A 25,486-nucleotide genomic window follows, 5' to 3' on the forward strand; every position below is an offset into this window, starting at 1 on the left:
TTCCGATTCCTGGAAGCGCATGACCATCGAGTTCCTGGAGACCGCATGACCATCGAGTACGCCACCCGCTACCGCAGCGCCTCACGCATACCGGCCGAGCCGGGCAAGCCCTACTTCATCGAGAAGGGCGAAGGCGACCGCGCCCACCTCTTCGGCGATCTGATCACCGTCTACGCGGGCGGCGAGCAGACCGAGAACACCTTCAACTTCTTCACCGTCGAAGGCCCCAAGGGCGACCTCATCCCGTCCCATGTGCACGCCGACACCCACGAGGTCTTCTACGTCACCCAGGCGCGGTCCGGCTGTTCGTCGAGGACGTCGAGGGCAACCAGCAGGAGAAACTGCTCACCCCCGGCGACTTCGGCTTCGTGCCTGCGAACTGCCGCCACGCCTACCGCATGGAGCGCGGGCACAGCCAGGTCGTCGGCGTCGCCGCGGGCCCCGGCGGCACCTTCGAGCGGTTCTTCGAGAATCTCGGCGCGCCCACTGAGCAACTCGGCCTGCCGCGCGAGCCGTTGATCCCCGAGCCCCACAAGTTCGCGACGGTTCCGCAGGAGTACGACGTGCGCTTCCTGCCCGACCACCAGTGGCGCACCCGATGACGCCGCCCGGGCGCGCACTGCGGGACCTGATCGCCGCACCCCACCCGGACCGCGCGCCGCTGCCGCCCGCGGCCCCGGACGGGCGCGGCGTACGGGTGCTGCGCGGTGTGCCGTACGCGGAGGTCGAGGGCAGCCGACCGGGCCGCCACCTCGGCCCGAACCAGGGCCGCCGCGAGGGCTTCGCTGTGCGAGCAGGCCACCATCGTGTCCGCGTCCCCGTGGACGAGCAGGAACGGCGGGGCGCCGGGGCCGACTTGGGTGAGCGGGCTCGCTGAGCTCCGGACGGTGCCGGGTGCCGAGCGCGGCTGGTGCGGGCTGCCCGATCCGCAGGTCGAGGAGATCTTCACGCACTCCCTGGCATTCGCCCGTCGCGCGTGCGGGCCGTGCCGACGCTATTGACAATCCGTCTAGGAAGTCGTTCGGTGCTGTCATCGGGCCCTCAGGGCCTGCCACATCAAAAGAGGGGGACCTGTACATGCCGGACGCAGCAGCAGAGCACACCGCCGATGCGCCGCCCGAGCACGTCGACGTCCTGATCGTCGGAGCCGGACTCTCCGGCATCGGCGCCGCCTGCCATCTGCGGCGCCGGACGCCGGGCAAGTCCTTCGCCATCCTGGAGGGCCGCGAGTCGATCGGCGGGACCTGGGACCTGTTCCGCTACCCCGGTGTCCGCTCCGACTCGGACATGTTCACTCTCGGCTACTCCTTCAGGCCGTGGTCCGGCGACAAGGCGATCGTCGACGGACCCGACATCCGGGCCTACATCCAGGACACGGCACGGGCGTACGGCATCGACCGCTCCATCCGCTTCGGCCATCGCGTGCGGCATGCCGAGTGGTCCTCGGACGACGCCCGTTGGACCGTCACGGCCGAGCGCACCGACACCGGTGAGCAGGTGACCCTGACCTGTGCGTTCTTGCTCACCTGCTCCGGCTACTACCGCTACGACGAGGGCTACACCCCTGAATTCCCCGGCATCGACGCCTTCGAGGGACAGGTCGTCCACCCGCAGCACTGGCCCGAGGACCTCGACTGCACCGGCAAACGCGTCGTCGTCATCGGCAGCGGCGCCACCGCCATGACGCTCGTGCCCGCCCTGGCCCGGCAGGCCGAGCACGTCACCATGGTGCAGCGCTCCCCGAGCTACGTCCTGGCCCTGCCCTCGCGCGACGTGCTCGCCAAACCGCTGCGCCGCCTGCTGCCCAAGAAGACCGCGGGCGACGCCATGCGCTGGAAGAACGCGCTGCTCGCGGTCGCCAGCTTCCGGTTCAGCCGCCGCGCCCCGAAGGCCATGCGCGGCATCCTGCAGAAGGCCGCCGCCCGCCGACTGCCGCGCGGCTACGACGTGAAGACCCACTTCGGACCGGCGTACGACCCCTGGGACCAGCGCCTGTGCATCGTCCCCGACGGCGATCTCTTCCGGGAGATCAAGCGCGGCCGCGCCACCGTCGCGACGGATCACATCGCTACGTTCACCCCGTCGGGACTCCGGCTCGCCTCCGGCACCGACATCCCCGCCGACGTCGTCGTCACCGCGACCGGCCTCAACCTTCTGGCCCTCGGCGGCATGACCCTCACCGTCGACGGGCGCGCCGTCGACCTCGCCAAGACGGTGGCGTACAAGGGAATGATGGTGTCCGACGTGCCGAACTTCGCCATGGTGATCGGCTACACCAACGCCTCCTGGACCCTCAAGGCCGACCTCGTCGCCCAGTACGTGTGCCGGCTCCTCACGCACATGGACACCCATGGCTATGCGATGTGCACGCCTCAACCTCCGGGCACGGACGACGGGTTGAGGCCGCTCATCGATCTGCGCTCCGGCTATGTGCTGCGCAGCCTGGACGCCCTGCCCAAGCAGGGGCCGACCGCGCCCTGGCGGCTGTATCAGAGCTATCCGCGCGATGTCCGCATGCTGCGCCGCGGTCCGTTGGAGGACCAGGGCATGCGCTTCACGCGGGCCGCGTCTCCTCCCCGTCACATGGGGCGGGACGACACAGCCGCCTGACGCGTCATGGTGTCCGCGCCCACCTCGTCGAGGGCGCGGCCCTTCGTCTCCGGGGCCGCCACCGCCATCCACGCGACCGCGAAGAGGACGGCGCCCCCGAGCACGGTGAAGGTCAGCGGCAGCCCGAGCCGGGGCCACAGCACCGAGCCGAACAGCAGCGGGGCGAACCCGGTCAGGGCCCGGCTCACCGACGAGGCCCAGCCGAAGCCGCCGGCCCGCAGGTGCGTGGGGTAGAGCTCGGCGGCGTACGCGTACAGGACGGGAATCGTCAGCTGCATCAGGAAGCCGAACACGGCGATCGCCACCAGCGACCCGGTCGGTTCCTTCCTGACCAGCGCGAACACCACCAGGGCGAGGGCGGCGACCGGCGCCGAGACGCCGATGAGCCACTTGCGGCCGACCACGTCGACCAGGGCGGTCGAGACCAGGACGCCCGCGATGCCGACCCCGCTCATCAAGGTGGTGCTCATGAACGCGGCCGTGTCGCCCTGCCCCTCCTCCCGCAGGATCGACGGCATCCAGCTCAGCGCGGCGTAATAGACGAGCAGCACCGTGCAGAACAGCAGCCACGCCGTCGACGTGATGCGGGGGCTGAACTGCCAGATCCTGGCGAGCTGTTCGGTCGCGGCCCTGATGCCCCTGGCGTCCTCGGTGGCGGGCGGGGCGGGGATCGCGTACGGCTCGACGGGGGCGCCGGTGCGGGCCACCAGGTCGTCGATCACCGCGCGGGCCTCCGCCTCGCGGCCCTTCTTCGCCAGGTAGATCGGCGACTCCGGAATCCCGCGCCGCACCCAGAACAGCAGCAGCGCGGGCAGGCTCATGGTGGTGAGCATCCACCGCCAGTTGCCGTCCAGGGACAACATGGCCGTCGACACCAGGCCGCACAGCGTGACCCCCACCGGCCACCACACATCGAGCGCGGTGAGCACCCGGCCGCGGTACTTCCGTGGCGAGAACTCTCCGACCAGCGCGTAGTCCACCGGAATGCAGCCACCGAGCCCGATCCCGGCCAGGAAGCGCAGCGCCAGGAAGATCTCGTACGTCGGTGACAGAGCCCCGAGCACCGAGAACACCGCGAAGATCAACAAGGTGATGCTGAAGGCCTTCTTGCGGCCCACCCGGTCCGCGACCGCGCCCCAGGCCACCGCGCCCACCGCCATGCCCACCAGATTGGCCGTCGCGACCAGGCCGCGGGCGCTCAGCGAGAGGTCGAAGTGGGTGCCGAGGAGGGGCATCAGGAAGCCGTTGAGGGCGATGTCGTAGGCGTCGAAGAGATAGCCCAGACCGCCGATGATGAAGATCCGGCCCTGCACCGGCCAGCGCCAGGGCAGGTCCTGGACGATCTGGTCGCCTGTCTTCATGCCGCCTGTGTCCCTGCCGCCCGTCGCCATGCCACCCGCTCTCTTGCTGCCTGCGTTCATGCCGCCTGTTTCCATGCCGCCTGATTCCATGCGGGCTCCGCTCCCCGTACCGGCCGGTGTGTCGTACGAGACATCGGATGCGGCGGCGCGGCGCTTGAGCCCCGTTCCCGCGGGGCCGTGGGCCGGCGGTTCATTGCGGGTGCGTGAACGCGCGCCGGGCCCGGGAATAGCCGGCGAGTGATCGAACTTTTCCCTGTTGTCGACATCTGAGCAGGAGGTTCCATGCCGTCCCACCCGCTGGACAACCCGGCGTACGCGTCGCTGACCGGCCCGCACGCCCACTTCGCCGAGCGGCACGGCCGGGTCCTGCGCTATCCGCAGCAGGTCGCCCCGTGGCTGGCGCTGCCGGACGAGCCGGACGCGGACGACTGGGCCGACCTCGCCGCGCTCGCCGGGCCCGGCGCGAGCGTGCTGCTCACCGCGCTCGTGGGGGAGCCGCCCGCGGGCTGGGAGGTCATCTGGCAGGGGAACGGCGTCCAGTACGCCGGTGAGAGCGTGCTCGGCGCCCCGGAAGCGGAGGCCGTACTGCTCGGCGCCGCCGATGTGCCCGAGATGCTGGACCTGGTCGAGCGCACCCGGCCCGGCCCGTTCCTGCCGCGCACCGTCGAGCTCGGCACCTACCTGGGCGTCCGGCGCGACGGGAAGCTGGTGGCGATGGCGGGGGAGCGGCTGCACCCGGCTGGCTGGTCCGAGATCAGCGCGGTCTGCACCGATCCGGACTTCCGGGGGCAGGGCCTCGGGGCCCGGCTGATCCTCGCGGTGGTGCACGCCATCCGGGAGCGCGGCGAGACGCCCTTCCTGCACACCGGTGCGGACAACCCGGCGCGCGGGCTCTACGAGTCGCTCGGGTTCACGCTGCGCCGCACGACCACCTTCCTCAACCTGAAGGTGCCGGAGGACCTGCCCGCCGGGGCTCGCTGAGGAGCCGCCGGGGGCTGGCCCTTTTTGTAGTACGTGGGCCGGGCTCAGGCCTTGTGGTAGTCGTACGCCTCCCGCGCCGCCGCCTCCACCGCGTCCAGGTCGCCGCCGGCCGACGCGGTGACCACGGCGGCCACCGCGCCCTCCACGAACGGGGCGTCCAACAGGCGGGCGCCGTCCGGGAGTTCGTCGCCGTCGTCGAGCAGTAGCTTCACCGTGAGGACGGCGCTGCCCAGGTCGACCAGGAGGGCGACGCCCGCGCCCCGGTCGACCGATCGGGCGGCGGCCGCGATCAGCTCGGCGCTCGTGCCGAGGCCACCGTCCTCGGTGCCGCCCGCCGCGGCGATGGGTGCTGCGGAGCCGCCCGCGAGGCCCGCGGCCAGCTCGGCGACCGCGGTGGCGACCGGGCCGCTGTGCGAGACCAGGACGATGCCGACCGGCCGGCCCTGTGCGGCGTCACTCACCGGCAACCTCCGCGAGCGCCGCGACGAGCAGCGCGGACGACGTCGCGCCCGGATCCTGGTGACCCACGCTGCGCTCGCCCAGATAGCTGGCCCGGCCCTTGCGGGCCTGCAGCGGAATCGTGGCGAGCGCACCCTCCTCGGCCGCGGCGCGGGCCGCGCCGAACGACTTCTCCATCGCGTCGACCGCCGGGAACAACGCGTCCAGCATCGTCTTGTCACCGGGCGTGGCCCCGCCGAGCGCGGCCACCGCGTCCACGCCCTCGCGCAGCGCCACGCACAGCTGCCCCGCCGACACCTCGGCCGCGTCACCGAGCGCCTTGCCGGTACGCCTGAGCAGCGTCCCGTACAGCGGCCCTGACGCCCCGCCCACCTTGGATATCAACTGCCGTCCTGCCAGGGTCAGTACGGCTCCCGGGCTGTCCGGCGCCTCGGTCTGAAGGATCCTGGTCACCTCGTGGAAGCCGCGCCGCATATTGCTGCCGTGATCGGCGTCCCCGATCTGCGAGTCCAGCTCGGTCAGCCGGTCCGCCTCCCGTTCGACGGCCTCGGCGGTGGCCGTCATCCAGCGGCGGAAAAAGTCGGCGTCGAGCACATGTCCTCCTCGTACTGGGCGGAGCCGGGTGATCTCCCGGCGATGGGCGGTCTTCGGCTCAGCTACCCCAGCGCAGGGCGGGCGTACGCACCGGGGCGTCCCACAGTCGCAGCAGTTCCTCGTCGATCTCGCACAGCGTCACCGAGCAGCCCGCCATGTCGAGGGAGGTGACGTAGTTGCCGACCAGCACGCGTGCCACCGCCACACCCCGCTCGGCCAGGACCCGCGTCACCTCCGCGTGGAATCCGTACAGCTCGAGGAGCGGGGTGGCGCCCATGCCGTTGACCAGGAGCAGCACCGGGTTGCGCGGCTGGAGGTCCTCCAGAACGGCGTCCACCGCGAAGTCGGCGATCTCGCGGGAGGTCATCATCGCGCGCCGCTCACGGCCGGGCTCACCGTGGATGCCGATGCCCAACTCCAGCTGGCCCGGCGGGAGATCGAAGGTGGGGCTGCCCTTGGCGGGCGTCGAGCAGGCGCTCAGGGCGACGCCGAAGCTGCGCGAACTCTCGTTGACCTGGCGGGCGATGGCCTCGACGCGCTCCAGCGGGGCGCCCTCCTCGGCGGCGGCGCCCGCCAGTTTCTCGACGAAGAGGGTGGCGCCGGTGCCGCGTCGCCCGGCGGTGTAGAGGCTGTCGGTGACCGCTACGTCGTCGTCGACCAGGACCTTGGCGACCTGGATGCCCTCGTCCTCGGCGAGTTCGGCCGCCATGTCGAAGTTCAGTACGTCGCCGGTGTAGTTCTTGACGATGAACAGCACGCCCTGACCGCTGTCCACGGCGGCCGCGGCCCGCACCATCTGATCCGGCACCGGCGACGTGAACACCTCGCCGGGGCAGGCGGCCGAGAGCATGCCGGGCCCCACGAACCCGCCGTGCAGGGGCTCGTGCCCCGAGCCGCCGCCGGAGACGAGCCCGACCTTGTCGGCGACCGGTGCGTCCCTGCGTACGATCACGCGGTTCTCGACGTCGACGGTCAACTCGGGGTGGGCGGCGGCGATTCCGCGCAGCGCGTCCGCGACCACCGTCTCGGCGACGTTGATGAGCATCCTCATGGGTACCTCCGGGTGAGTGCGGCGCGTGGGTGCCCGGGCGGGGCGCTTCTTCGGGCCCAGTATCGACGGACAGCCGTTCCGGGTCACGACCCCTGACCTGCTCCCTCGCGGAAACTACGCCTGCCGGGCAGTGTCGAAGCGGCCGCGAGACGCCTCGATATGGCCCAGATGGCGGTGCGTCCAGGCGCACAGCCCGTCGATCGTCACCCGCAGTGCCTGGCCCGCCTCGGTGAGGTGGTACTCGACCCGCGGCGGCACGACCGGGTGCACCGTCCGCTCGACCAGGCCGTTGCGCTCCAGCATGCGCAGGTTCTGGGTGAGCATCTTGTGGCTGACGCCCTCGACCTCTCCGCGCAACTCGGTGAAGCGCAGGGTCTGTTCACCGAGCGCTTCGATGATCAGGAGCGCCCACTTGTTGGCGACGTCCGAGAAGATCTCCCGCGCCAGCGAGTCCGCACGCCGCAGGTCCGCATCCTCGGGGGAGCCGCTGAACTGCTCGGTCACCATCAGGTACCCCAGTCACTGAAAAGTGCGTTCTTCCACGTCGGCGGCCACTCTCCTACGGTTCCTGAGTAACTACAAGAGAGCAACTTTCCTATCGTTGGAGGCAGTTCAGCATGCCCGTCACCTTGGTCAACCCCAGCGGACTGCCGGAAGTCGCCGCATACCGGCAGGTGTCCGTCGCGACCGGCTCCCGGCACCTCTACGTCGCCGGCCAGGTCGCCTGGGATGCCGACGGCAAGGCCGTAGGCGAAGGCGACCTGGCCGCACAGGTCGAGCAGTGTTATCTCAACGTCGCCACCGCTCTGGCCGGAGTCGGCGCTTCCTTCGGCGACGTGGCGAAGCTGACCGTGCATGTCGTGGACTGGACTCCCGACAAGATGCCCTTGCTGCTCGACGGCATCGAACGGGCGGCCGCGAAGCTGGGCGCCACCCCCGTGCCGCCCGCCACGCTCCTCGGCGTCGCGGCCCTGGACGTGCCGGAGCACCTGGTCGAGATCGAGGCCGTCGCCGTCCTCGACTGAGGGCGCCGGCTTCGACGACTGGGGGGTCCCTGCGCCCCGGCGTCCTGAGTTTCCCGGGCGTCCTTGCCGATTGCGCCGGTGGGGGCGGGGTACTTCCCTGGGTAACAAGGAGCTTCCCTGGTCCCCGGTCGCACCATTACGAGGCGTGTGTCTCCGCGCGCTCGACGGGTTGCGCCCGCCCCCACCGGACACTGCTGTCCTGGCCCGGCAGGCGGGGCGGTCACCCGTGCGGAGCCTGCGCCGTGGTGCAAGCGGTGTGAGGGGACAAGCACGTGGACACGCCTGCCTTCGGGCTGCACATCGAGCGAGTTGACGGGTGGATCGTGGCCGAGCTCTGGGGCGAAGTGGACCTCGTCGCCGTGGAGCGGCTCGCCGTGCCTCTCGCCATGGTGGCCCAGGAACCGTCCCTCGGCGTGATCGTCGACCTGCGCCGGGTGACCTTCATGGACTGCTGCGGCCTTTCGCTGCTTTGCCTCATGCGCAACGGCGCCCTGGAGCAGGGGCGGCGGCTGACACTGGTCATCGAATCCCCTTCGCTGCACCGGCTGTTGCGCCTTGCCGGACTCGCGGACGTCTTCGAGATCGCCGGCAGTCTCCAGGCCGCGCTCGGCCGGTACGCCAACGGGGCGGAGGGCGGTCAGGGGCTCTCGGCCTGAGGGGGCCGCGCCCGCTGCCACACATGCCCGCGCAGCCCCTGCTCCGCCAACCACCGCCGCAGCGCGGTGACTTGGTCCCCGTCGAGCAGGTCGGGTGCGACGGTCGTCCGCAGCTGATGCGGCACCCCGGAATCGAGCAGGAGGCGCAAGCTGCGCAAGGCGGGCGCGGCGCTGTTGCGAGTGCCGGTCACCCGCTCGTACGCCGGTGGGGCCGCCTTGACGTCGAAGCCGACCCAGTCGACCAGGCCGTACTCCAGGATCTCCCCGAACCGGCGGGGGAAGGCCCCGCCGGTGTGCAGGCCGACACCGAACCCGAGGTCGCGCACTTCCCGCATGGCCCGGGCCAGCCCCGGCTGCAGCAGTGGCTCGCCGCCGGAGAAGACCACGCCGTCCAACAGGCCCTGGCGGCGGGCGAGATGCCCCCGCACCGTCGCCCATGCGATGCGGGCCGGGGCGCGCGGATCGAGCAGCGCGGGATTGTGGCAGTAGCCGCACCGCCAGGGACAGCCCTGACAGAACACGGTGGTGACCAGCCGCCCCGGCCAGTCACAGCTGGACAGCCGGGCCCAGCCGCCGACGCCGATCACGCCCCGGCCCCGGCCGCCGCTGTACGGAAGGGCAGGCGCTCGGCGTGCTCGCCCTTCTTGCCGATGTTGAAGGAGGCCACGGGCCGGTGATAGCCCATGACCCGCGTCCACACCTCGCAATCCCCGCCGCACTGGGGGCAGTTGGCGTGCTCGCCGCTCAGATAGCCGTGCTCGGGGCAGATCGAGAAGGTCGGGGTCACCGTCAGGTACGGCAGCGAGAAGCGCTCCAGGGACCGGCGCACCAGCTCGCGGCAGGCCGTGGCATCGGAGAGGCGCTCCGCCAGGTACAGGTGCAGCACCGTGCCGCCGGTGTACTTGCCCTGCAGCTCGTCCTGCATCTCCAGCGCCTCGAACGGGTCTTCCGTCCAACCGACTGGCAGCTGCGAGGAGTTGGTGTAGTAGGGATTCTCGTCCGTGCCCGCCTGGAGGATGCCGGGGAAGCGGCGCCGGTCCTCCTTCGCGAAACGGTAGGTGGCGCCCTCGGCCGGAGTCGCCTCCAGGTTGTAGAGATGCCCGGTCGCCTCCTGGAACGCCACCATGCGCGCCCGTACGTGATCGAGCAGGCGGACGGCGAGGGCATGGCCCTCGGGCGCGGTGATGTCGTACGCGTCGTGCGTGAAGTTGCGGATCATCTCGTTGATGCCGTTCACGCCGATGGTGGAGAAGTGATTGCGCAACGTCCCCAAGTAGCGCCTGGTGTACGGGTACAGGCCGCCGTCGATCAGCTCCTGGACGGTGACCCGCTTGATCTCCAGGCTCTCGCGCGCAAGGTCGAGGAGACCGTCGAGAGCCGCGAACAGGCCGCGCTCGTCGCCGGCGTGCAGATGCCCAAGGCGCGCACAGTTGAGGGTGACCACCCCCAGGGAGCCGGTCTGCTCGGCGCTCCCGAAGAGCCCGTTGCCCCGCTTGAGCAGCTCGGTCAGATCCAGCTGGAGCCGGCAGCACATCGAGCGGATCATCCCGGGGCTCAGCTCGGAGTTGAGGAAGTTCTGGAAGTACGGCAGCCCGTACTTCGCGGTCATCGCGAACAGCCGCTCGGCGTTCTCGCTCTCCCAGGGAAAGTCCGCGGTGATGTTGTACGTCGGAATCGGGAAGGTGAAGACCCGCCCCGTGGCGTCCCCGGCCGTCATCACCTCGATGTAGGCGCGGTTGATCAGGTCCATCTCCGCCTGCAGCTCCCCGTAGGCGAAGTCCGCCTCCTCGCCGCCGATCACCGGTATCTGCTCGCGCAGGTCCTCGGGGCAGGTCCAGTCGAAGGTGAGATTGGTGAACGGGGTCTGGGTGCCCCAGCGGGAGGGCACGTTGAGGTTGTGCACCATCTCCTGTACGCACTGCAGGACTTGGTCGTACGTCATGGCGTCCTTGCGCACGTACGGCGCCATGTACGTGTCGAAGGAGCTGAACGCCTGGGCCCCGGCCCACTCGTTCTGCAGCGTGCCGAGGAAGTTGACGATCTGCCCGACCGCAGAGGAGAAGTGGCGCGGCGGCGCGGAGTCGATCTGGCCCGGCACGCCGCCCAGACCCTCGGCCAGCAGGGTGCGCAGGGACCAGCCCGCGCAGTAGCCCGCGAGCATGTCCAGGTCGTGGAGGTGGAGGTCGCCCTCGCGGTGTGCGCGGCCCACGGCCTGCGGATAGACCTGGTCCAGCCAGTAGTTGGCCACGACCTTCCCGGCGGTGTTGAGGACGAGGCCGCCGAGCGAATACCCCTGGTTGGCGTTCGCGTTGATCCGCCAGTCCCGGCGGTCCAGGTACTCGGTCACGGAATCCACGGCGTCGATCTGTGTCACGTCGGCCCTCCCACGAGGCAGCACGGAGAATCGTCCGCACCGCGCGGGCATGCGCGGTGGGTGGCCGGCAGGTATCGGGCTCGGGCCGCTGTGCGGTCCCACACCGTTGCGGGGCAGCCCCGGATTCCCACCGGGTTCCCTGTTGCCTCGGCGTGCGTACCCGGATGTACCCGGACGTTCCGCCGAACCAGCTGCCGCAACACTACATGTGGGGATCAGGGCGACATGCCGACACAAGATGGTGGGTGACGTTCGGCCCCGAGGGCGGGGCTTTGGTCCCGTCCGGGGGTGCCCGAGTGTTACGCGGAGGTGGCCTGCCGTGCGCGGGGCGGGCGCGGCCCGAGTGAGGCAGGGGCAACCGGGTCCTTACCGCACAGAAACCGTGCGGGGCAGGCCGGTTCGTAACGTCGTACGGTGTGATCCGCACGCAGCAGCCCCCCGCCAAGACGCCCCCCACCCGGACGCCCGGCTCGCAGGTGCCCGCCACGCAGGCGCTCGCCACACCACCCGCGCGCCCGGCCCGACGGCATCGGCCCCGCACGCGCTCGCTGCCCGCCCTGCCCGGCTGGGGCTCCATCCGCGGCCGGGTCGCGATCGTGCTCGCCGTGCCCACCTGCCTGCTCCTCGTCGTGACCGGCCTCGGCGTCGCCGACCGGGCCGCCGACTGGTCCGCGGCGCGCGAGACCGCGGGCCGCGTCGACCTGGTCCTGAAGGCGCAGGGCCTCGTCCGTGAACTGCAGCGCGAACGCGGCCTGACCAACGGCCTGTTGGGCGGCGCCGGACAGTATCGCGACGACGTCTCGGCGCAGCGCAACCGCACCGACCGGGCCCGCCTAGCCTTCGAGGCCCTGCTCGCCGCGGGCGGCGCGGGTGCCGACACCGCCGGTGCCGCGGCGGATGCGCTCGCGCCGGTCACAGCTCTGGGGGCGGTACGCGCCCACGTCGACGACGGCAGCGCGGACAAGGCCCCGACCCGGACCGCGTACACCAAGGCGATCGAGGGGCTGATCGGCGCCGCCGCGGCCGAACCGGTCCGCGGCGACCGGGCGCTCGCCGACGCGATGGGCGCCCTGACCGCCCTCGCCAAGGCCACCGAGGCGGTCGCCCTCGAACGGGGCCTGCTGAATGGGGTGTTCGCGGCCGGCCGGTTCAAGGGGGAGGAGTTCCTCGACTTCACCGAGGTGCGCGCGGACCGCCTCGCCTTCCTGCGGCAGTACGCGGACCTTGCCACCCCCGACCGCACCGCGGCCCTCGACGCCGCCTTCGACGGCCGCGCCGCCCGCACCGCCACCGGCCAAGAACGGCAGGCCGAGCGCGGCGCCGACGGATCCCGCCTCACCGTGGACCCGGCAAGCTGGTGGGCCTCGATGACCACGCTCGTGGATCAACTCCACGACGTACAGCGGCAGATCGGCGGCGAGGCCCGGGCGCGCGCCGACCGGCTCGGCGACGATGCCACCGCTCAGCTCGGCGGATTCATCGGGCTCGGCGTGCTGATCCTCGCGGTGGCGACCGCCCTCGCGCTGCTCTCCGCCCGCTCGATCACCCGGCCGCTCGGCGCACTCGCCGACGAGGCCGACACCGTGGCCCGCGCCGGGCTGCCCGCCGCGGTCGCCCGCATCCAGGACGCCGGTGCCGACGAGGACATCTCCGTACGTACGTCGTCCGAAGTGCCCGACAACGCCCGGGAGTTCACCCAGCTCGCGGCCGCCCTGCACAACGTGGAGCGCACCGCCCTGCAGCTCGCCACCGACCAGGCGGTGCTGCGCCGCAACAGCTCCGAGTCGCTGGCCGGCCTGGGCCGCCGCAACCAGGCACTGCTCTCCCGCCAACTCCGGCTGATCACCACCCTGGAGAGCCAGGAGGTCGACCCCGACGCGCTCGGTGAGCTCTTCGAGCTGGACCATCTGGCCACCCGGATGCGCCGCAACGCCGAGTCGCTGCTCGTGCTCGCGGGGGAGGAGTCGCCGCCGCGGACCTGGTCCGGCCCGGTGACGGCGACCGAGGTGGTGCAGTCGGCGATCGCCGAGGTCGAGCAGTACCAGCGGGTGCGCGTGGTCGAGGTGCAAGGCGGTCTGATCCGCGGCCGGGCGGTGGCGGAGCTCGCCCATCTGCTCGCCGAACTCATCGAGAACGCCCTGGTCTTCTCGCCGCCCTCGCACCCCGTCGAGATCCACGGCTGGCGTGACGCGGGCGAGTACTGCCTCGCCGTCGTCGACCGCGGCGCCGGGATGAGCGCCGACGAACTGGCCCGCTCCAACGCCCGGTTGACGGGCCGGGACACCTATCTCGTCGCCCCCACCCGCCATCTCGGCCACTTCGTGGTCGGCACCCTCGCGACCCGCCTCGGAGCCCAGGTCGAGCTGCGGACCACGGGCGGTGAGGGGGAGGGCGCCGGCGTCACGGCCTATGTGGCCCTGCCCGCCGCGCTGCTCCACGACCGCCGGGAATCAGTCCGGCCCGGGTGAAGGGACCACGCCATCGCCCTTCCGCATTACTGGAACAAGTTCTACTGTGTGCGCCGTCGTCCAAGGGTCAGCAACAGCCTGGAGGGGCCGTGCACCTCGAATACACGCCTGAGCAGCAGCAGTTGCGCGCCGAGCTGCGTGCCTACTTCGCCGAGCTGGTGCCGGACAACGCCTACACCCGGTACGCCGACCCCGCGGCCCAGAAGCAGTTCTACCGCGACACGATCCGCAGGCTGGGTGCGGACGGCTGGCTCGGTGTCAGCTGGCCGAAGGAGTACGGGGGCCGCGGTCTGACCCCGATGGAACAGTTCATCTTCTTCGACGAGGCGGCGCAGGCCGGGGTCCCGCTGCCGATCATGGGGCTGAACACGGTCGGGCCCACGATCATGCAGTTCGGCAGCGAGGAGCAGAAGTCGTACTTCCTGCCGAAGATCCTCTCCGGTGAGATCGACTTCGCGATCGGCTACAGCGAGCCCGACGCCGGCACCGACCTCGCCGCGCTCAAGACCCGCGCCGTGCGCGAGGACGACGAATATGTCGTCAACGGCCAGAAGATCTGGACCACCAACGGCGACACCGCCGACTGGGTGTGGCTCGCGGTGCGCACCGACCCCGACGCCCCCTCGCACAAGGGCATCACCATGCTCCTCGTGCCGACGTCCGACCCCGGCTATTCCTGCACCATCATCAACACCCTTGCCTCGCACGACACCACGGCCAGCTACTACGAGAACATCCGCGTCCCCGTCTCGCGCCGCGTCGGCGAGGAGAACAAGGGCTGGCGCCTGATCACCAACCAGCTCAACCACGAGCGCGTCACCCTCGCCGCCCACGGCACGATGGCCATCCGCGCCCTGCACAACGTGCAGCGCTGGGCCGCCGAGACCAAGCTCGCCGACGGCCGCCGCGTCATCGACCTGGGCTGGGTCCGCCAGCGCCTGGCCATGACGCACACCAAGCTGGACGCGATGAAGCTCCTCAACTGGCAGATGGTCAACGCCGTCCAGAACGGCACCCTCACCCCTCAGGACGCCTCCGCCGTCAAGGTCTACGGCTCCGAGGCCCGCCGCGACGCGTACGCCTGGCTGATGGAGGTCGTCGGCTCGGCGGGACCCCTCAAGGAGGGCTCGGCCGGGGCGGTGCTGCACGGCGAGTTGGAGCGCGGCTACCGCTCCGCCGTCATCTTCACCTTCGGCGGCGGCAACAACGAGATCCAGCGCGAGATCATTTCGTGGATCGGCCTTGGGATGCCGCGGGTCCGCCGCTGAACCTGTGCGCAGCGTCCACGATTCGCCCATTGTGTCCGCCGCTGCCCCCTATGCTTTTGCCTTCGGGTATCGAAGGCGAGACGACCGGGGGGTCATGCCTGATGAGCGCAGCACGACGGGGAAAGTCAGTCTTGAAGGCGGGGGTCAAGCGTGTCTTGGGTCGTGCCGGATTCGACATCGTGCGCAGCACCAACAACCGTGACGGAGCAGACGACTTCATCCCGTTCGAACCAACCATGCGGGCCGCACAGGCGGCCGGTCTGTCGGTCGGTGACTACATCGACGAGGTCATGAACGGTACGCCCGGCGCCACCCAGTCCACCATCGACGAACTACGCACGCTCGGCGTCTTCGCGGCCGACCCGGACACGGTGCTCGAGATCGGCCCCGGGTCCGGGCGGTACCTGGAGAAGACGCTGAACGAGTGCGCACCGGACCGCTACGAGATCTACGAGACGGCAGCGCCCTGGGCCGACTACCTCGTGGACACCTTCAGCGTGGTCGCCCAACCGACCGAAGGGTGCAGCCTCGCCGCGACACCGGACGCCAGCATCGACCTCGTTCAGGCCCACAAGGTCTTCAACACCGTGACGTTCCTCTGTGCCTCCCGCTACTTCTTCGAGATGGCACGTGTCACGCGACCCGGTGGCCGGATCGTCTTCGACGTCATGACGGAGACCTGCCTGGACCCGGCCACCGTGCGCGCCTGGGCGACGCAGGGCGGTGAGGGGCACGACTCCTATCCGGCCGCCATGCCCCGCCGGACCTGCGTGGACCACTTCGCGACCCTCGACTGCGACCTGGAGGCCAGCTTTCTGACTCCCATGGGGGTCGCCTCGACCGAGGTGCTCGTCTTCAAGAAGGCGGCCTGACCTTGGCACGAGGGCGGGCCGGTGTGCAGGGCGACAGTTCGCCCTGCACACCGGCCCACCTCGGGTCTCAGCTCACCGGTGCACCCTGCTCAGCAGTCGACCCTGCTCACCAGTCCACCTTGTCCGCCGGGCCGACCTCCAGATAGGTCGACCGCTCCGTGGGGTCGCCCTTGGCCCGCCACTGCTCCTCCAGGAGGGTGCCGGTCTTGGGGTCGATGACCAGCCGGTACGTGACTGACCTGTCAGGGTGCTCGCTCTCGCCCGCGACAGCCGCCAGGCGCTGCTTGACGGTGTACTCCACCGCCGTGCCGGTACGTCCCTGACTGTCCTTGACCGTGCCGACGAGCTTCACGCCCTTCTGATCGGCCATGACCTGGAACAGGGCGCCGCGCACCTTGGGATGGGCCGGCGAGTTGAGCAGGTTGGCCGACTGCTCGAAGGCGTGCATGCCCATCCGGGCGGCCAGCGCGTCGGGATCGGCGGGCAGGGACTCCACCTGGGGCCAGTTCAGCTTCTTGTCGCCCATCGGCCACACCTTGCGCTTGTCGACCGGGGCGGGCCGATGCGGCGAGCCGTTGATGTCGATGCTCCAGATGTTGCCCTTGCGGTCGAACCACTCGGTGGTGGAGGCGTGACCGTCGTCCTCGTTGATCACCTCCGTACGGATCTTCCAGAACGGGGCGCTTTCCGGCGCGGTCTCGGCCGCCGCGACCTCGGCCATCCCGTCGAGGAACTCCGCCGCCGTCGCGCTGGCGGCCGGCTTGCTGTCGCCCATGCCCACGACCGGATAGACCACGGCACCGGCGGCGATCGCGGCCACCGCGGCGGCGGCCACCAGCAGGCGCCGCCCACGCGGGAGGTGCAAGGCCCGCCTCCGGCCGTGCGCGGCTTCGCCGCCCTGCCGTCCGCCGAGGCCCCGCACGCCGTCCTGGCGGTCGACGCCGCCCAGCGCCGTGAGGTCCTTCAGATCCGCGCGGTCCGCGAGAGCGGCCTGGGCCAGCGCCATCCGCGCCGCCCGCACCGTCTCCTCGCTGGGCGCCTGCACCTGGCCGGCCGCGACCAGTTCACGCGCGCCGGGGAAGTCGAGCAGGTCGTCGATCGTGTAGTCGTGGCGGTCTTCGAAGCTGGTCATTCCTGGTCTCCTGTCAGTCCGGTGGAGCTGAGTGCCGCGCACTCGCGCAGCTTGGTGCGGGCACGATGCAGCCGGGATCTGGCGGTGCCCGGAGGTATGCCGACCACGGCGGCCGCCTCGGTCGGGCTCAGCTGCTCCCAGGCGATCAGGAGCAGCAACTCCCGCTCGGCATCGGGCAGTTCACCGAGCACCGCGCGCAGGGCGGGCGCCAGGGCGGACGCGTCGAGCCGGGCGTCCACCGCCTCCCACGGGTCACCGGCCCCGCCCTCGCCGGGCGCCGACCGCCCCTCCTGCGCGGCCCGCCGCCAATGCGCGGACAGCACGTTCCTGGCCACCCCGAACAGCCAGGCCCTGGCCACCCCGCGCTCCGCGTCGAAGCCGTGCCGACCCGCGTACGCCTGCAGCCACAGCTCCGAGAGCAGATCGTCGGCGGCGCCGGGCGCACGGCGCGCGAAGTAGCCGTGCAACGCCGTCGAGTGCTGCTCCACCAGCGCCTCGAACTGCGCGGGTTCCCGCACCGCCCCGGCCGGTGGCCGGGCGGCGTCCTCTTCCCCGTCCCAAGTCACGGAATCTCCCTCATGACTGCCGGGCGGCAGTCTCATCCCCTACTTGTCGCCGACGCCACAGAGCGTTCGCAGCGCGGCCGAGGACCGTCCCCGGTGGACCGAACCAACCACCGAGTAGCATCAACCGTATGAGCGGGGAAGGAACTTGCCCCGGCCGGTCGGACCGGACCGAGCCGCCGCACCACCCTCAGGGGCAGACCACGACACCCCTTGCCCTCGACTCCGGCCCCGACCCCGGACTCTTCGGCCCCACCTCCGTCACCTGGCAGATGCACGGCGACCCCATCATGTGGATCGCCGGGATCCGCGCCCTCTACCTGCAGGCCCTGCACCCCCGCGCGGTCCGCGGCGTCACCCAGAACTCCGACTTCAGGAAGGACGCCTGGGGCCGGCTGCTGCGCACCGCCCATTTCGTCGGCACCCTCAGCTACGGCACCACCGAGGCCGCCGAACTGGCCGGAGCCAAGGTACGTCGCATCCACCGCCACATCACCGCCACCGACCCCGACACCGGCGAGACCTACGGCGTCGACGAGCCCGAGCTGCTCCTGTGGGTGCACTGCGCCGAGATCGACTCCTACCTCACCGTGGCCCGCCGCTCCGGCATCCCACTGACCGACGCACTCGCCGACCGCTACATCGACGAACAGCGCGCCGCCGCCCGCCTCGTCGGCCTCGACCCCGTCGACGTACCGGCGAACAGGGCGGAAATGACGGCATATTTCGCGTCCGTACGTCCCCAACTGGCGGCCGGACCCGAGGCGCGCACCGTCGACGACTTCCTGCGGCAGCCACCCACGCACCCCCTCCTGGTCCCGGCCCGCGCCCTGCTGTGGCGGCAGGTCGCCGACCTCGCGTACGCCGCCCTGCCCCCGTACGCACACAAGTTGTACAACCGGAAGGCGCCACCCCGAGCCACGGTCGACCGTCGCCTGCGGATCGCGGGCCACATCCTGCGCACGATTCCCGCCCGCGTACGCTGGCAGCTACCTCCCAAGCACATTCTGCGGGCCATGGCACGACTCGGCCCCGGCAGCCGACCGGCACCGTACAAACTGAAGGGCGGGGCCGCCATACTGGACGGGCCGGGGAGGGCGCAGCGAAATGACGGGGGCGACAGCACGAGATGGCGGACACCAGGCTGATTCAGGGCCGGTACCGGCTGCTCGATCTGATCGGGCGCGGCGGCATGGGCGAGGTGTGGCGTGCCCGGGACGAGTCGCTCGGGCGGCACGTCGCCGTCAAGTGCCTCAAGCCGATGGGGCCGAGCCACGACGCGTCGTTCACGCGCATCCTGCGTGAGCGGTTCCGCCGTGAGGCCCGGGTCGCCGCCGCCCTGCAGCACCGCGGCGTCACCGTCGTGCACGACTTCGGGGAGTCCGACGGCGTCCTGTACCTGGTCATGGAGCTCCTGGAGGGCCGCAACCTCAGCCAGCTCCTGGAGGACAACCGGCAGCACCCGCTGACCGTCCCGGACATCGTCGACATCACCGAACAGGTCGCCCACGCCCTCGCGTACACCCATGACCAGGGCATCGTGCACCGCGACCTGAAGCCCGCGAACATCATGAAGCTCACCGACGGCACGGTGAAGATCTGCGACTTCGGCATCGCCCGCCTCGGCCACGACATCGGCTTCACCGCCAAGCTCACCGGCACCAACATCGCCATGGGCACCCCGCACTACATGTCGCCCGAGCAGATCGGCGGCGACCCCGTCGACCACCGCAGCGACCTGTACTCGCTCGGCTGCGTCCTGTACGAGATCGCCACCGGCGCCCCGCCGTTCGACCTCGCCGACGCCTGGGCCGTCCTGGTCGGACACCGCGACACCGCGCCCCAGCCGCCCCGCAGCCACCGCTCCGATCTGCCCGAATACCTTGAGCGGATCATCCTCGACCTGCTCGCCAAGCGGCCGGACAGCCGCCCCGACGACGCCCGCGAACTCGCCCGCCGCATCACCGCCGCCCGCACCGGAACCGCGGCCCCCGCCACACAGTCGGTGCACCACGCGCCCACCGTGGTCGCCCGCCCCGAGCAGCCGCCGACCAACGAGCCCCGGCTGCCGTCCTGGACCCGCGGCATGACCACCGGCCACAAGGCGACCGGAGCGGGCCTGCGCAGCACGCCCCCCGACACGTCGGCGGGCCTCACGGGGGAGTGGATCCCGCGCACCGAAGGCCGCCGGGTCCCCGTGACCGGGCAGTCCAAGCCGGAACGCCCCACGCCTTCGCCCGAGTTGCTGTCCGTCCTCGTCAGCCGGCACAACGCGGGCCTCAGCCTGGGCCGCCTCGGCCGCTGGACCGAGGCCGGCGAGGTGCACCGCGCGGTCGCCACGGAACGCGAGCACGCGCTCGGCCCCGACCACCCCGACACCCTCGCCAGCCGCTACGAGGTCGGCTTCACCCTCAGCCGCACCGGCCGTGCCGGCGACGCCCTGCGCGAGTACAGCCGCGTCGCCGAGGGCCGCGAGCGCACCCTCGGCGCCGAGCACGCCGACACCCTCGCCGCCCGCCAGGAAATGGCGTACGTCCTCGGCCAGTTGGGCCGACACTTCGAGGCCCACCAGGTGTACTCCTCGGTCCTCGCCGCCCGCGAACGCTCCCCGCGCCTGGGTCCCGACCACCCCGACACCCTGCGCTGCCGGCACAACCTCGCGTACAACCTGAGCCGCCTCGGCCGCCTAGAGGACTCCTACCGCATGGCCCGGGACGTGGCCGTCGCCCGCGCCCGGGTGCTCGGCCCGGACCACCCCGACACCCTCGTCACGCGCTACGAAGTGGCGTACGCACTCGGCCAGTTGGGCCGCTGGAGCGAGGCCCTGAGCACCTATCGCGAGGTCGCCGAGGCCCGCCGCCAGGTCCTCGGCGCCGACCACCTCGACACCCTCGCCGCCCGCTACGAGGTCGGCATCAGCCTCGGCCGCCTCGGCCGCAGCGCCGAAGCCCTCACCCTCTACCGAGACCTCATCGACGACCGCACGCGCGTGCACGGCCCGAACGACCCCGAGACCCTGCGCGCCCGGCACGGCCTCGGCGTCAACCTCGGCCGCCTCGGCCGCTGGGAGGAAGCCCTCGACGAGGCGCGCAACGTCTGCGCGATCCGCGAGCGGGTCCTGGGCGCCGACCACCCCGACACCCTCGTCAGCCGCCGCGAGGTGGCCGTCGGCCTCGGCTGGCTGGGCCGCTGGGCCGACGCCCTCACCGAGTACCGCAAGGTCGCCGCGGCCCGCGAACAGGTCCTGGGCGCCGACCACCCCGACGCCCTGGCCAGCCGCAACGACGAGGCACACTGCCTGGAACAGCTCGGCCGGAGCGCCGAGGCGGTCGACCTGTACCGCAGGGTTGCGGCGCTGCGGCAGCAGCGTGGCGCCCAGGGGCGCTGACCGCACGGCGAAGCGTGACGCTCGGGGCGCCGGGCCGGTGCGGGGCCCCGGTTCAGGCGGGGTCCACGTGGTCACCGGCGCTTGAGGTCCAACGCGGTGGGCGGCGCTCCCGCCAGGCCGCGGCGCCTTCCTTGGCGTCGTCGGTGCCGAGGAGCGCGAGATGGGCGCGGGTCTCCTCCCGTTCCACGGCGTCGGCGTCCAGATCCGCCCACAACAGCCGTTTGCTCAGGGCGACCGAGGCGGGGTTGGCCTCGGTCGCCACTTCGCGGGCGAGCGTCAGCGCGGCGGGCAGTACGTCGGAGGCGGGCAGGGCGCGGCTCGCGATGCCGCGGTCGGCGGCCTCCCGGCCGGTCAGCGTCCGTCCGGTCAGCAGCAGCTCGGCCGCGACCGCGAGGCCGACCGCACGCCGCAGCGTGAAGTGCGACTGGCAGTCACCGACCATGCCGCGCCGCACCTGCGGGACGGCCACCTTGGCGTCCTCGGCCACGAATCGGACATCGCACTGCAGCGCGACGGTGAGTCCGATGCCGATCGCATGACCGTTCACCGCGGCGATCACCAGCTTGCGCACACGCCAGGCAGGCGGCTGGACGGGAGACGCGGTGAAGTCGCCCTTCGGGGCGGCGAAGGCGGCAGCTCGTGGGGAGAGATCGGCACCGGCGCAGAAGGCCCGCCCGGCACCGGTGAGGACGACGGCGCGTACGGCGTCGTCGGCGTCACAGCGGCGATAGGCGGCGCCCAGCGCCCGCAGGGCTCCGCCGGACAGCGTGTTCAGGCGCTCCGGTCCGTCGAGCGTGATCACGGCGACGCCGGCCGCGTCGACGTCGACGCGGACCTCGGTCACGTCTGCCACCTCACTCACCCCCGCCGGCCACGCCATGCGTGTCCTCGCCCGCCCGGATCGCCGCCAAGAGCTCTCCCGTGGTGTCGGGATGAGCGCTGTACGGCTGGTAGAACGCCAGCCGCGTGGCCACGCCCTGCCAACGTGCCTGGATCTCGGCGGCCACCTCCTTCGGCGAACCGACCGCGGCCAGGGTGTGGAGCATGGTGTCGTCGATCGCGTCGGGCAGCTCGGCCCACCGTCCGGCGCGTGTCAACGCCTGGAGATCCGGCTGGAGTTCGCTCCAGCCGTGGACATCGAGAACGGGCCGGTACGCGGGTGTCGAGGCGTAGAACGCGAGCAGTCGCCGCACCCCGGCCCGCGCCTGTGCCATCTCCCGCTCGTCGCGCCCGCACCCCACGATGACCTCGGCCACCACCTCGAACGTGTCGCCCGCGCCGCCGAGTTGAGGGCGTCCCGCCTTCGCGAGTCCCTCGGCGAGAGCGGGCAGGGTGCGCTCCCTCACGTGCCGGGCGCTGTTGAAGGGCATGACGAGCAGCCCGTCGGCCACCTCCCCGGCCGTCGCGGTCATCCGCGGGCCGAGCGCCGCGAGCAGCACCGGCGGGACGGGATGGGGCGAGGGCTCCGGCCGGAACGTCGGCGGCATGAGGGTGTGGCTGGTGAACTTGCCTTCGTAGGCGAGGGGTTCGCCGTCCGCCCAGGAGTTCAGTACGGCCTTCGTCGCGCCGATCCACTCCCGCATGCGCCCGACCGGCGGGTCGAACCGGGACCCGTGCCGACGGGTGACGTGCGCCTTCACCTGACTTCCGAGCCCCAGCCGGAATCGGCCGCCGGAGAGCTGCTGAAGGTCCCAGGCCGCATGCGCGAGATGGACCGGCGAACGGGGCAGCGCCACCGCGATGTTGGTCATCAGATCGAGCCCGACACCCTCCCGCGCGGCGGTTACGAGCGGAAAGAACACGTCGTGGCCGCCCTCGAAGGTGAAGGCGCCGTCGAAGCCCTGTTCCTTGAGCCGCCGGGCGGCGGTGCCTTCCTCGCCGAGCGCGGCCACCAACTGGGTGTCGACGGGCAGGTGGTGCGTCATGACCTCCGAATCCGTTCCGTGCGCCTCGGATGCTCCAACGTCCGTTGACCCGTGGGCTTTCTGATGCATAGTCAGGACTTTACGGTGTCTCAAGTCGGCCGGAGAGGCGGAGCGACCTGCCCTGGGCGCCGAGCGCCACGAGGCATCCGCGTCTGCGCCGACAGGACGGTGGTCAATGTGATGGCCAGTGCAGCCAATGACGACCTGCGCCACCTCCTCGCCCCACTACTCCCATCTCGCCACGCTCACCTCGTGGGCCGCCGACCAGGGCAGGCATCACCCCCGGCGCCGAGCGCTACATCCGCAGCCTCTTCCAGGGCGTCGGTCGCTCCTTGGGCGACGAGACCCGCACGCTACGGCGACTCGCAGCCGACCACGAGACCCCGAAGGGCAACAACGAACGCAAATGACGGTGCAGTCCTCGGGCGATGTTCTTCGTAGGTGGCGACAGCCCAGGCATGTACGGTGATCGGCATGCGGCGGGCTCGTACCGCACAGCACCAACCCACCCGGACGGTCGGACAACCGTGGTAGGAATGCCCGGCCCGTGGGCCGGGGAGCGGAGGTCAAAAGAGCCATGCGCACCTTCAACCGCACCGCATACGACGCCGTGATCATCGGCGGCGGCCACAACGGCCTCGTCGCCGCCGCCTACCTGGCCCGCGAGGGCCGCTCCGTGCTCCTCCTGGAACGCCTCGAGAAGACCGGGGGCGCCGCCGTGTCGACGTACGCCTTCAAGGGTGTGGACGCACGGCTGTCCCGTTACTCCTATCTCGTCAGCCTGCTGCCCAAGAAGGTGGTGCGGGACCTCGGGCTGACCTTCGCCGTCCGCAAGCGCAACGTCTCCTCCTACACCCCGGCCGTGCGCGACGGGCGGCCCGCCGGTCTGCTGGTGTCCCGCGGGACCGCACGCACCCGGGAGGCGTTTCGCAAACTGACCGGTTCGGAGCGGGAGTTCGTGGCGTGGCAGCGGTTCTACGGCATGACGGGACAGGTCGCCGAACGGGTCTTTCCCACCCTCACCGAGCCGCTGCCGACCCGCGCGGAACTCAAGGAGCGGGTGGCGGACGACGAGGCGTGGCGGACGCTGTTCGAGGAGCCCATCGGGGTCGCGGTCGAGGAGCGGTTCGCCGATGACCTGGTGCGTGGCGTCGTCCTCACGGACGGGCTCATCGGTACCTTCGCCGACGCCCACGACCCGGCGCTGCGGCAGAACAGGTGCTTCCTCTACCACGTCATCGGCGGTGGCACCGGCGACTGGGACGTGCCCGTCGGCGGCATGGGCGCCCTCACCGACGCGCTGGCCGGGGCCGCGCTGGACGCAGGGGCGGAGATCGCCAAGGGGCACGAGGCGATCCGGATCGAGACCGACGGAAAGCGCGCGGAGGTCACGTACCGCACACAGGGCGGAGAAGGGAGTGTGGCCGCCGCACATGTGCTGGTGAACGCCTCGCCCCAGGAGCTCGCCGCCCTCCTCGGCGAGGCGCCGCCCGAGCCCGCCGAAGGCGCCCAGCTCAAGGTGAACATGCTGCTCAAGCGGCTGCCGAAGCTGCGGGACCGGTCCGTCGACCCGCGCGAGGCCTTCGCCGGGACCTTCCATGTGGCCGAGGGATACGAGCAGTTGGCGACCGCCTACGCGCAGGCCGCGGCCGGTGAACTGCCCGCCGCGCCGCCGTCCGAGATCTACTGCCACTCGCTGACCGACCCGTCGATCCTCGGGCCCCAACTGCAGGCCGAGGGCTGTCAGACCCTCACCCTGTTCGGACTGCACACGCCCGCCCGGCTGTTCGCCCGCGACCACGACGCCGTACGCGACGAGCTCCTCAAGGCGACCCTCGCGCAGCTCGACACCCACCTGGCCGAACCCCTCACCGACTGCCTGGCCACCGACGCCGACGGCCGCCCCTGCATCGAGGCCAAGACACCGCTCGACCTGGAACGCGACCTGCGCCTGCCCGGCGGCAACATCTTCCACCGCGACCTGGCCTTCCCCCACGCCCAGGACGGCACCGGCCGCTGGGGCGTGGAGACCGGCCACGCCAATGTGCTGCTGTGCGGGGCGGGCGCCGTACGCGGGGGAGGAGTCAGCGGGATCCCCGGGCACAACGCGGCGATGGCGGCGCTCGGCCGCTGACCGCTCGGCCGGCTGCTCAGTCGGCCGGCCGCTGCGGGGCGCTCGCCACGCCGGACTCCCGGCCGCTGAGCTCGGCGTCCAGGGTCTCCTGGGCCATGCGCATCGCGTCCGCGTACTTCGGCTCGGACATGCGCTGCCAGGCCACGTCCGGTGCCACCTCCTCGACGCGGCTCGTCACCCACCAGATGTTGCCGAACGGGTCCCGCACCCGGCCGCCGCGGTCTCCCCACGCGTTGTCGACGGCCTCGGTCACCACCCGCGCCCCGTGGGCGACGGCCGCGGCCATCGCGGCGTCCGCGTCGGGAACGTAGATCCGCAGCAGCGACGGCATCACGGGCCAGTCGTCCTGCCGGTCGAAGGCCAGCACCACCGTGTCGCCGACCCGGATCTCACCGTGGCCGATGCTGCCGTCCTCGACCTGGACGCGGGCGATTTCCTCGCCGTCGAACGCCGCGGTGACGAAGTCGAGCAGGGCGCCGGTGTCGTCGGTGACGACCCACGGCGCGACGCTGGTGTAGCCCTCGGGTGCGGTGCGGTTCATGGCTGGCCGGCCTTCCTCGTGGCTCATCGGGACAAGGAGACACTAGGGCGTGTGTCGGAAGTCCCTCCTGCCCCGCGACGCCCG

Annotated in this window: 22 protein-coding genes, 2 pseudogenes and 1 riboswitch; of the genes and pseudogenes, 11 read left to right on the forward strand and 13 right to left on the reverse strand. The window is 71.5% G+C overall.

The window, feature by feature from the left end; genetic code table 11:
• Positions 1-45 precede the first annotated feature (45 nt).
• A pseudogene (locus tag OG430_RS45345) lies at positions 46-602 on the forward strand (quercetin 2,3-dioxygenase).
• Between the two features lie 128 nt (positions 603-730).
• Here OG430_RS45345 and OG430_RS45350 read toward each other — a convergent pair.
• Positions 731-949: pseudogene (locus OG430_RS45350) on the reverse strand (prolyl oligopeptidase family serine peptidase); the annotation flags it as partial.
• A 128-nt stretch (positions 950-1,077) separates the two neighbouring features.
• On the opposite strand from OG430_RS45350, the gene OG430_RS45355 reads away from it, so the two are divergent.
• A complete protein-coding gene (locus OG430_RS45355) occupies positions 1,078-2,610 on the forward strand; it encodes a flavin-containing monooxygenase (RefSeq protein ID WP_327358545.1) in 1,533 nt (510 codons plus the stop codon).
• On the opposite strand, the gene OG430_RS45360 is transcribed toward OG430_RS45355, so the two are convergent.
• Positions 2,580-3,971, reverse strand: coding sequence for an MFS transporter (locus OG430_RS45360; RefSeq protein ID WP_327358546.1), 1,392 nt, complete (start codon positions 3,969-3,971; stop codon positions 2,580-2,582). The two genes, OG430_RS45355 and OG430_RS45360, sit on opposite strands and share 31 nt — an antisense overlap.
• A 282-nt stretch (positions 3,972-4,253) precedes the next feature.
• On the opposite strand from OG430_RS45360, the gene OG430_RS45365 reads away from it, so the two are divergent.
• The gene (locus OG430_RS45365; protein ID WP_327358547.1) at positions 4,254-4,952 is read left to right on the forward strand and encodes a GNAT family N-acetyltransferase; all 699 of its coding nucleotides are present in this window, start codon (positions 4,254-4,256) and stop codon (positions 4,950-4,952) included.
• A 44-nt stretch (positions 4,953-4,996) separates the two neighbouring features.
• Here the strand turns inward: OG430_RS45365 and OG430_RS45370 are convergent, their stop codons facing one another.
• The 4 genes from OG430_RS45370 to OG430_RS45385 all read right to left on the reverse strand — a co-directional run bounded on the left by OG430_RS45370 (position 4,997) and on the right by OG430_RS45385 (position 7,563).
• Positions 4,997-5,413, reverse strand: a complete 417-nt coding sequence (locus tag OG430_RS45370; protein WP_327358548.1) for a PTS-dependent dihydroxyacetone kinase phosphotransferase subunit DhaM — start codon at positions 5,411-5,413, stop codon at positions 4,997-4,999.
• The gene (dhaL, locus tag OG430_RS45375; RefSeq protein ID WP_327358549.1) at positions 5,406-6,005 is read right to left on the reverse strand and encodes a dihydroxyacetone kinase subunit DhaL; all 600 of its coding nucleotides are present in this window, start codon (positions 6,003-6,005) and stop codon (positions 5,406-5,408) included. Before dhaL ends, OG430_RS45370 begins: the two co-directional genes overlap by 8 nt.
• A gap of 58 nt (positions 6,006-6,063) precedes the next feature.
• Positions 6,064-7,056, reverse strand: a complete 993-nt coding sequence (gene dhaK / locus OG430_RS45380; RefSeq protein ID WP_327358550.1) for a dihydroxyacetone kinase subunit DhaK — start codon at positions 7,054-7,056, stop codon at positions 6,064-6,066.
• Between the two features lie 114 nt (positions 7,057-7,170).
• Positions 7,171-7,563, reverse strand: coding sequence for a winged helix-turn-helix transcriptional regulator (locus OG430_RS45385; protein ID WP_327358551.1), 393 nt, complete (start codon positions 7,561-7,563; stop codon positions 7,171-7,173).
• A 110-nt stretch (positions 7,564-7,673) separates the two neighbouring features.
• On the opposite strand from OG430_RS45385, the gene OG430_RS45390 reads away from it, so the two are divergent.
• Both OG430_RS45390 and OG430_RS45395 read left to right on the forward strand, forming a co-directional pair.
• On the forward strand, positions 7,674-8,081 hold the full coding sequence (locus OG430_RS45390) for a RidA family protein (protein WP_327358552.1): 408 nt from the start codon (positions 7,674-7,676) through the stop codon (positions 8,079-8,081).
• Between the two features lie 272 nt (positions 8,082-8,353).
• Complete coding sequence (locus OG430_RS45395) at positions 8,354-8,737, forward strand: STAS domain-containing protein (protein ID WP_327358553.1); 384 nt, start codon at positions 8,354-8,356, stop codon at positions 8,735-8,737.
• On the opposite strand, the gene OG430_RS45400 is transcribed toward OG430_RS45395, so the two are convergent.
• Positions 8,719-9,324, reverse strand: coding sequence for an anaerobic ribonucleoside-triphosphate reductase activating protein (locus tag OG430_RS45400; protein ID WP_327358554.1), 606 nt, complete (start codon positions 9,322-9,324; stop codon positions 8,719-8,721). The genes OG430_RS45395 and OG430_RS45400 overlap by 19 nt on opposite strands.
• Complete coding sequence (locus OG430_RS45405; protein WP_327358555.1) at positions 9,321-11,111, reverse strand: ribonucleoside triphosphate reductase; 1,791 nt, start codon at positions 11,109-11,111, stop codon at positions 9,321-9,323. Before OG430_RS45405 ends, OG430_RS45400 begins: the two co-directional genes overlap by 4 nt.
• A gap of 49 nt (positions 11,112-11,160) precedes the next feature.
• A riboswitch (cobalamin riboswitch) is annotated at positions 11,161-11,318 on the reverse strand.
• A gap of 209 nt (positions 11,319-11,527) precedes the next feature.
• Between OG430_RS45405 and OG430_RS45410 the strand changes: the two genes are divergently transcribed.
• The 3 genes from OG430_RS45410 (at position 11,528) to OG430_RS45420 (ending at position 15,719) form a co-directional block, all read left to right on the forward strand.
• A complete protein-coding gene (locus OG430_RS45410; protein WP_327358556.1) occupies positions 11,528-13,579 on the forward strand; it encodes a sensor histidine kinase in 2,052 nt (683 codons plus the stop codon).
• 89 nt (positions 13,580-13,668) lie between these two features.
• On the forward strand, positions 13,669-14,847 hold the full coding sequence (locus OG430_RS45415) for an acyl-CoA dehydrogenase family protein (protein WP_327358557.1): 1,179 nt from the start codon (positions 13,669-13,671) through the stop codon (positions 14,845-14,847).
• A 101-nt stretch (positions 14,848-14,948) separates the two neighbouring features.
• The gene (locus OG430_RS45420) at positions 14,949-15,719 is read left to right on the forward strand and encodes a methyltransferase domain-containing protein (protein WP_327358558.1); all 771 of its coding nucleotides are present in this window, start codon (positions 14,949-14,951) and stop codon (positions 15,717-15,719) included.
• A 106-nt stretch (positions 15,720-15,825) separates the two neighbouring features.
• Here the strand turns inward: OG430_RS45420 and OG430_RS45425 are convergent, their stop codons facing one another.
• Complete coding sequence (locus tag OG430_RS45425; RefSeq protein WP_327358559.1) at positions 15,826-16,851, reverse strand: hypothetical protein; 1,026 nt, start codon at positions 16,849-16,851, stop codon at positions 15,826-15,828.
• Complete coding sequence (locus OG430_RS45430) at positions 16,848-17,417, reverse strand: RNA polymerase sigma factor (protein ID WP_327358560.1); 570 nt, start codon at positions 17,415-17,417, stop codon at positions 16,848-16,850. The genes OG430_RS45425 and OG430_RS45430 overlap by 4 nt, the downstream gene beginning before the upstream one ends.
• A gap of 269 nt (positions 17,418-17,686) precedes the next feature.
• Between OG430_RS45430 and OG430_RS45435 the strand changes: the two genes are divergently transcribed.
• Positions 17,687-18,562: an oxygenase MpaB family protein gene (locus OG430_RS45435; RefSeq protein WP_327359482.1), complete on the forward strand. Its 876-nt coding sequence runs from the start codon at positions 17,687-17,689 to the stop codon at positions 18,560-18,562.
• Entirely contained in the window at positions 18,544-20,802 is a 2,259-nt protein-coding gene (locus OG430_RS45440) for a serine/threonine-protein kinase (RefSeq protein WP_327358561.1), read from the forward strand. Before OG430_RS45435 ends, OG430_RS45440 begins: the two co-directional genes overlap by 19 nt.
• A 52-nt stretch (positions 20,803-20,854) precedes the next feature.
• Here the strand turns inward: OG430_RS45440 and OG430_RS45445 are convergent, their stop codons facing one another.
• The gene (locus tag OG430_RS45445; RefSeq protein WP_327358562.1) at positions 20,855-21,655 is read right to left on the reverse strand and encodes an enoyl-CoA hydratase/isomerase family protein; all 801 of its coding nucleotides are present in this window, start codon (positions 21,653-21,655) and stop codon (positions 20,855-20,857) included.
• A gap of 1 nt (position 21,656) precedes the next feature.
• Positions 21,657-22,727 (reverse strand): TIGR03617 family F420-dependent LLM class oxidoreductase, encoded by a 1,071-nt coding sequence (locus OG430_RS45450; RefSeq protein ID WP_327358563.1) that lies wholly within the window; start codon positions 22,725-22,727, stop codon positions 21,657-21,659.
• A 577-nt stretch (positions 22,728-23,304) separates the two neighbouring features.
• On the opposite strand from OG430_RS45450, the gene OG430_RS45455 reads away from it, so the two are divergent.
• Entirely contained in the window at positions 23,305-24,861 is a 1,557-nt protein-coding gene (locus tag OG430_RS45455) for a phytoene desaturase family protein (protein WP_327358564.1), read from the forward strand.
• A 16-nt stretch (positions 24,862-24,877) separates the two neighbouring features.
• Here OG430_RS45455 and OG430_RS45460 read toward each other — a convergent pair whose 3' ends face one another.
• A complete protein-coding gene (locus OG430_RS45460) occupies positions 24,878-25,402 on the reverse strand; it encodes a VOC family protein (protein ID WP_327358565.1) in 525 nt (174 codons plus the stop codon).
• Between the last annotated feature and the right edge of the window lie 84 nt (positions 25,403-25,486).

The sequence above is a fragment of the Streptomyces sp. NBC_01304 genome (genome assembly GCF_035975855.1).
Classification (GTDB): domain Bacteria; phylum Actinomycetota; class Actinomycetes; order Streptomycetales; family Streptomycetaceae; genus Streptomyces.

What these genes read in the sequence shown, in the direction of transcription:
- OG430_RS45420 (WP_327358558.1), top strand. Translation starts at nt 14,949, where the DNA reads ATGAGCGCAGCACGACGGGGAAAGTCAGTCTTGAAGGCGGGGGTCAAG.
- OG430_RS45435 (WP_327359482.1), top strand. Translation starts at nt 17,687, where the DNA reads ATGCACGGCGACCCCATCATGTGGATCGCCGGGATCCGCGCCCTCTAC.
- OG430_RS45455 (WP_327358564.1), top strand. Translation starts at nt 23,305, where the DNA reads ATGCGCACCTTCAACCGCACCGCATACGACGCCGTGATCATCGGCGGC.
- OG430_RS45365 (WP_327358547.1), top strand. Translation starts at nt 4,254, where the DNA reads ATGCCGTCCCACCCGCTGGACAACCCGGCGTACGCGTCGCTGACCGGC.
- OG430_RS45450 (WP_327358563.1), bottom strand. Translation starts at nt 22,727, where the DNA reads ATGACGCACCACCTGCCCGTCGACACCCAGTTGGTGGCCGCGCTCGGC.
- OG430_RS45390 (WP_327358552.1), top strand. Translation starts at nt 7,674, where the DNA reads ATGCCCGTCACCTTGGTCAACCCCAGCGGACTGCCGGAAGTCGCCGCA.
- OG430_RS45460 (WP_327358565.1), bottom strand. Translation starts at nt 25,402, where the DNA reads ATGAACCGCACCGCACCCGAGGGCTACACCAGCGTCGCGCCGTGGGTC.
- OG430_RS45440 (WP_327358561.1), top strand. Translation starts at nt 18,544, where the DNA reads ATGGCGGACACCAGGCTGATTCAGGGCCGGTACCGGCTGCTCGATCTG.
- OG430_RS45425 (WP_327358559.1), bottom strand. Translation starts at nt 16,851, where the DNA reads ATGACCAGCTTCGAAGACCGCCACGACTACACGATCGACGACCTGCTC.
- dhaK (WP_327358550.1), bottom strand. Translation starts at nt 7,056, where the DNA reads ATGAGGATGCTCATCAACGTCGCCGAGACGGTGGTCGCGGACGCGCTG.
- OG430_RS45355 (WP_327358545.1), top strand. Translation starts at nt 1,078, where the DNA reads ATGCCGGACGCAGCAGCAGAGCACACCGCCGATGCGCCGCCCGAGCAC.
- OG430_RS45385 (WP_327358551.1), bottom strand. Translation starts at nt 7,563, where the DNA reads ATGGTGACCGAGCAGTTCAGCGGCTCCCCCGAGGATGCGGACCTGCGG.
- OG430_RS45360 (WP_327358546.1), bottom strand. Translation starts at nt 3,971, where the DNA reads ATGAAGACAGGCGACCAGATCGTCCAGGACCTGCCCTGGCGCTGGCCG.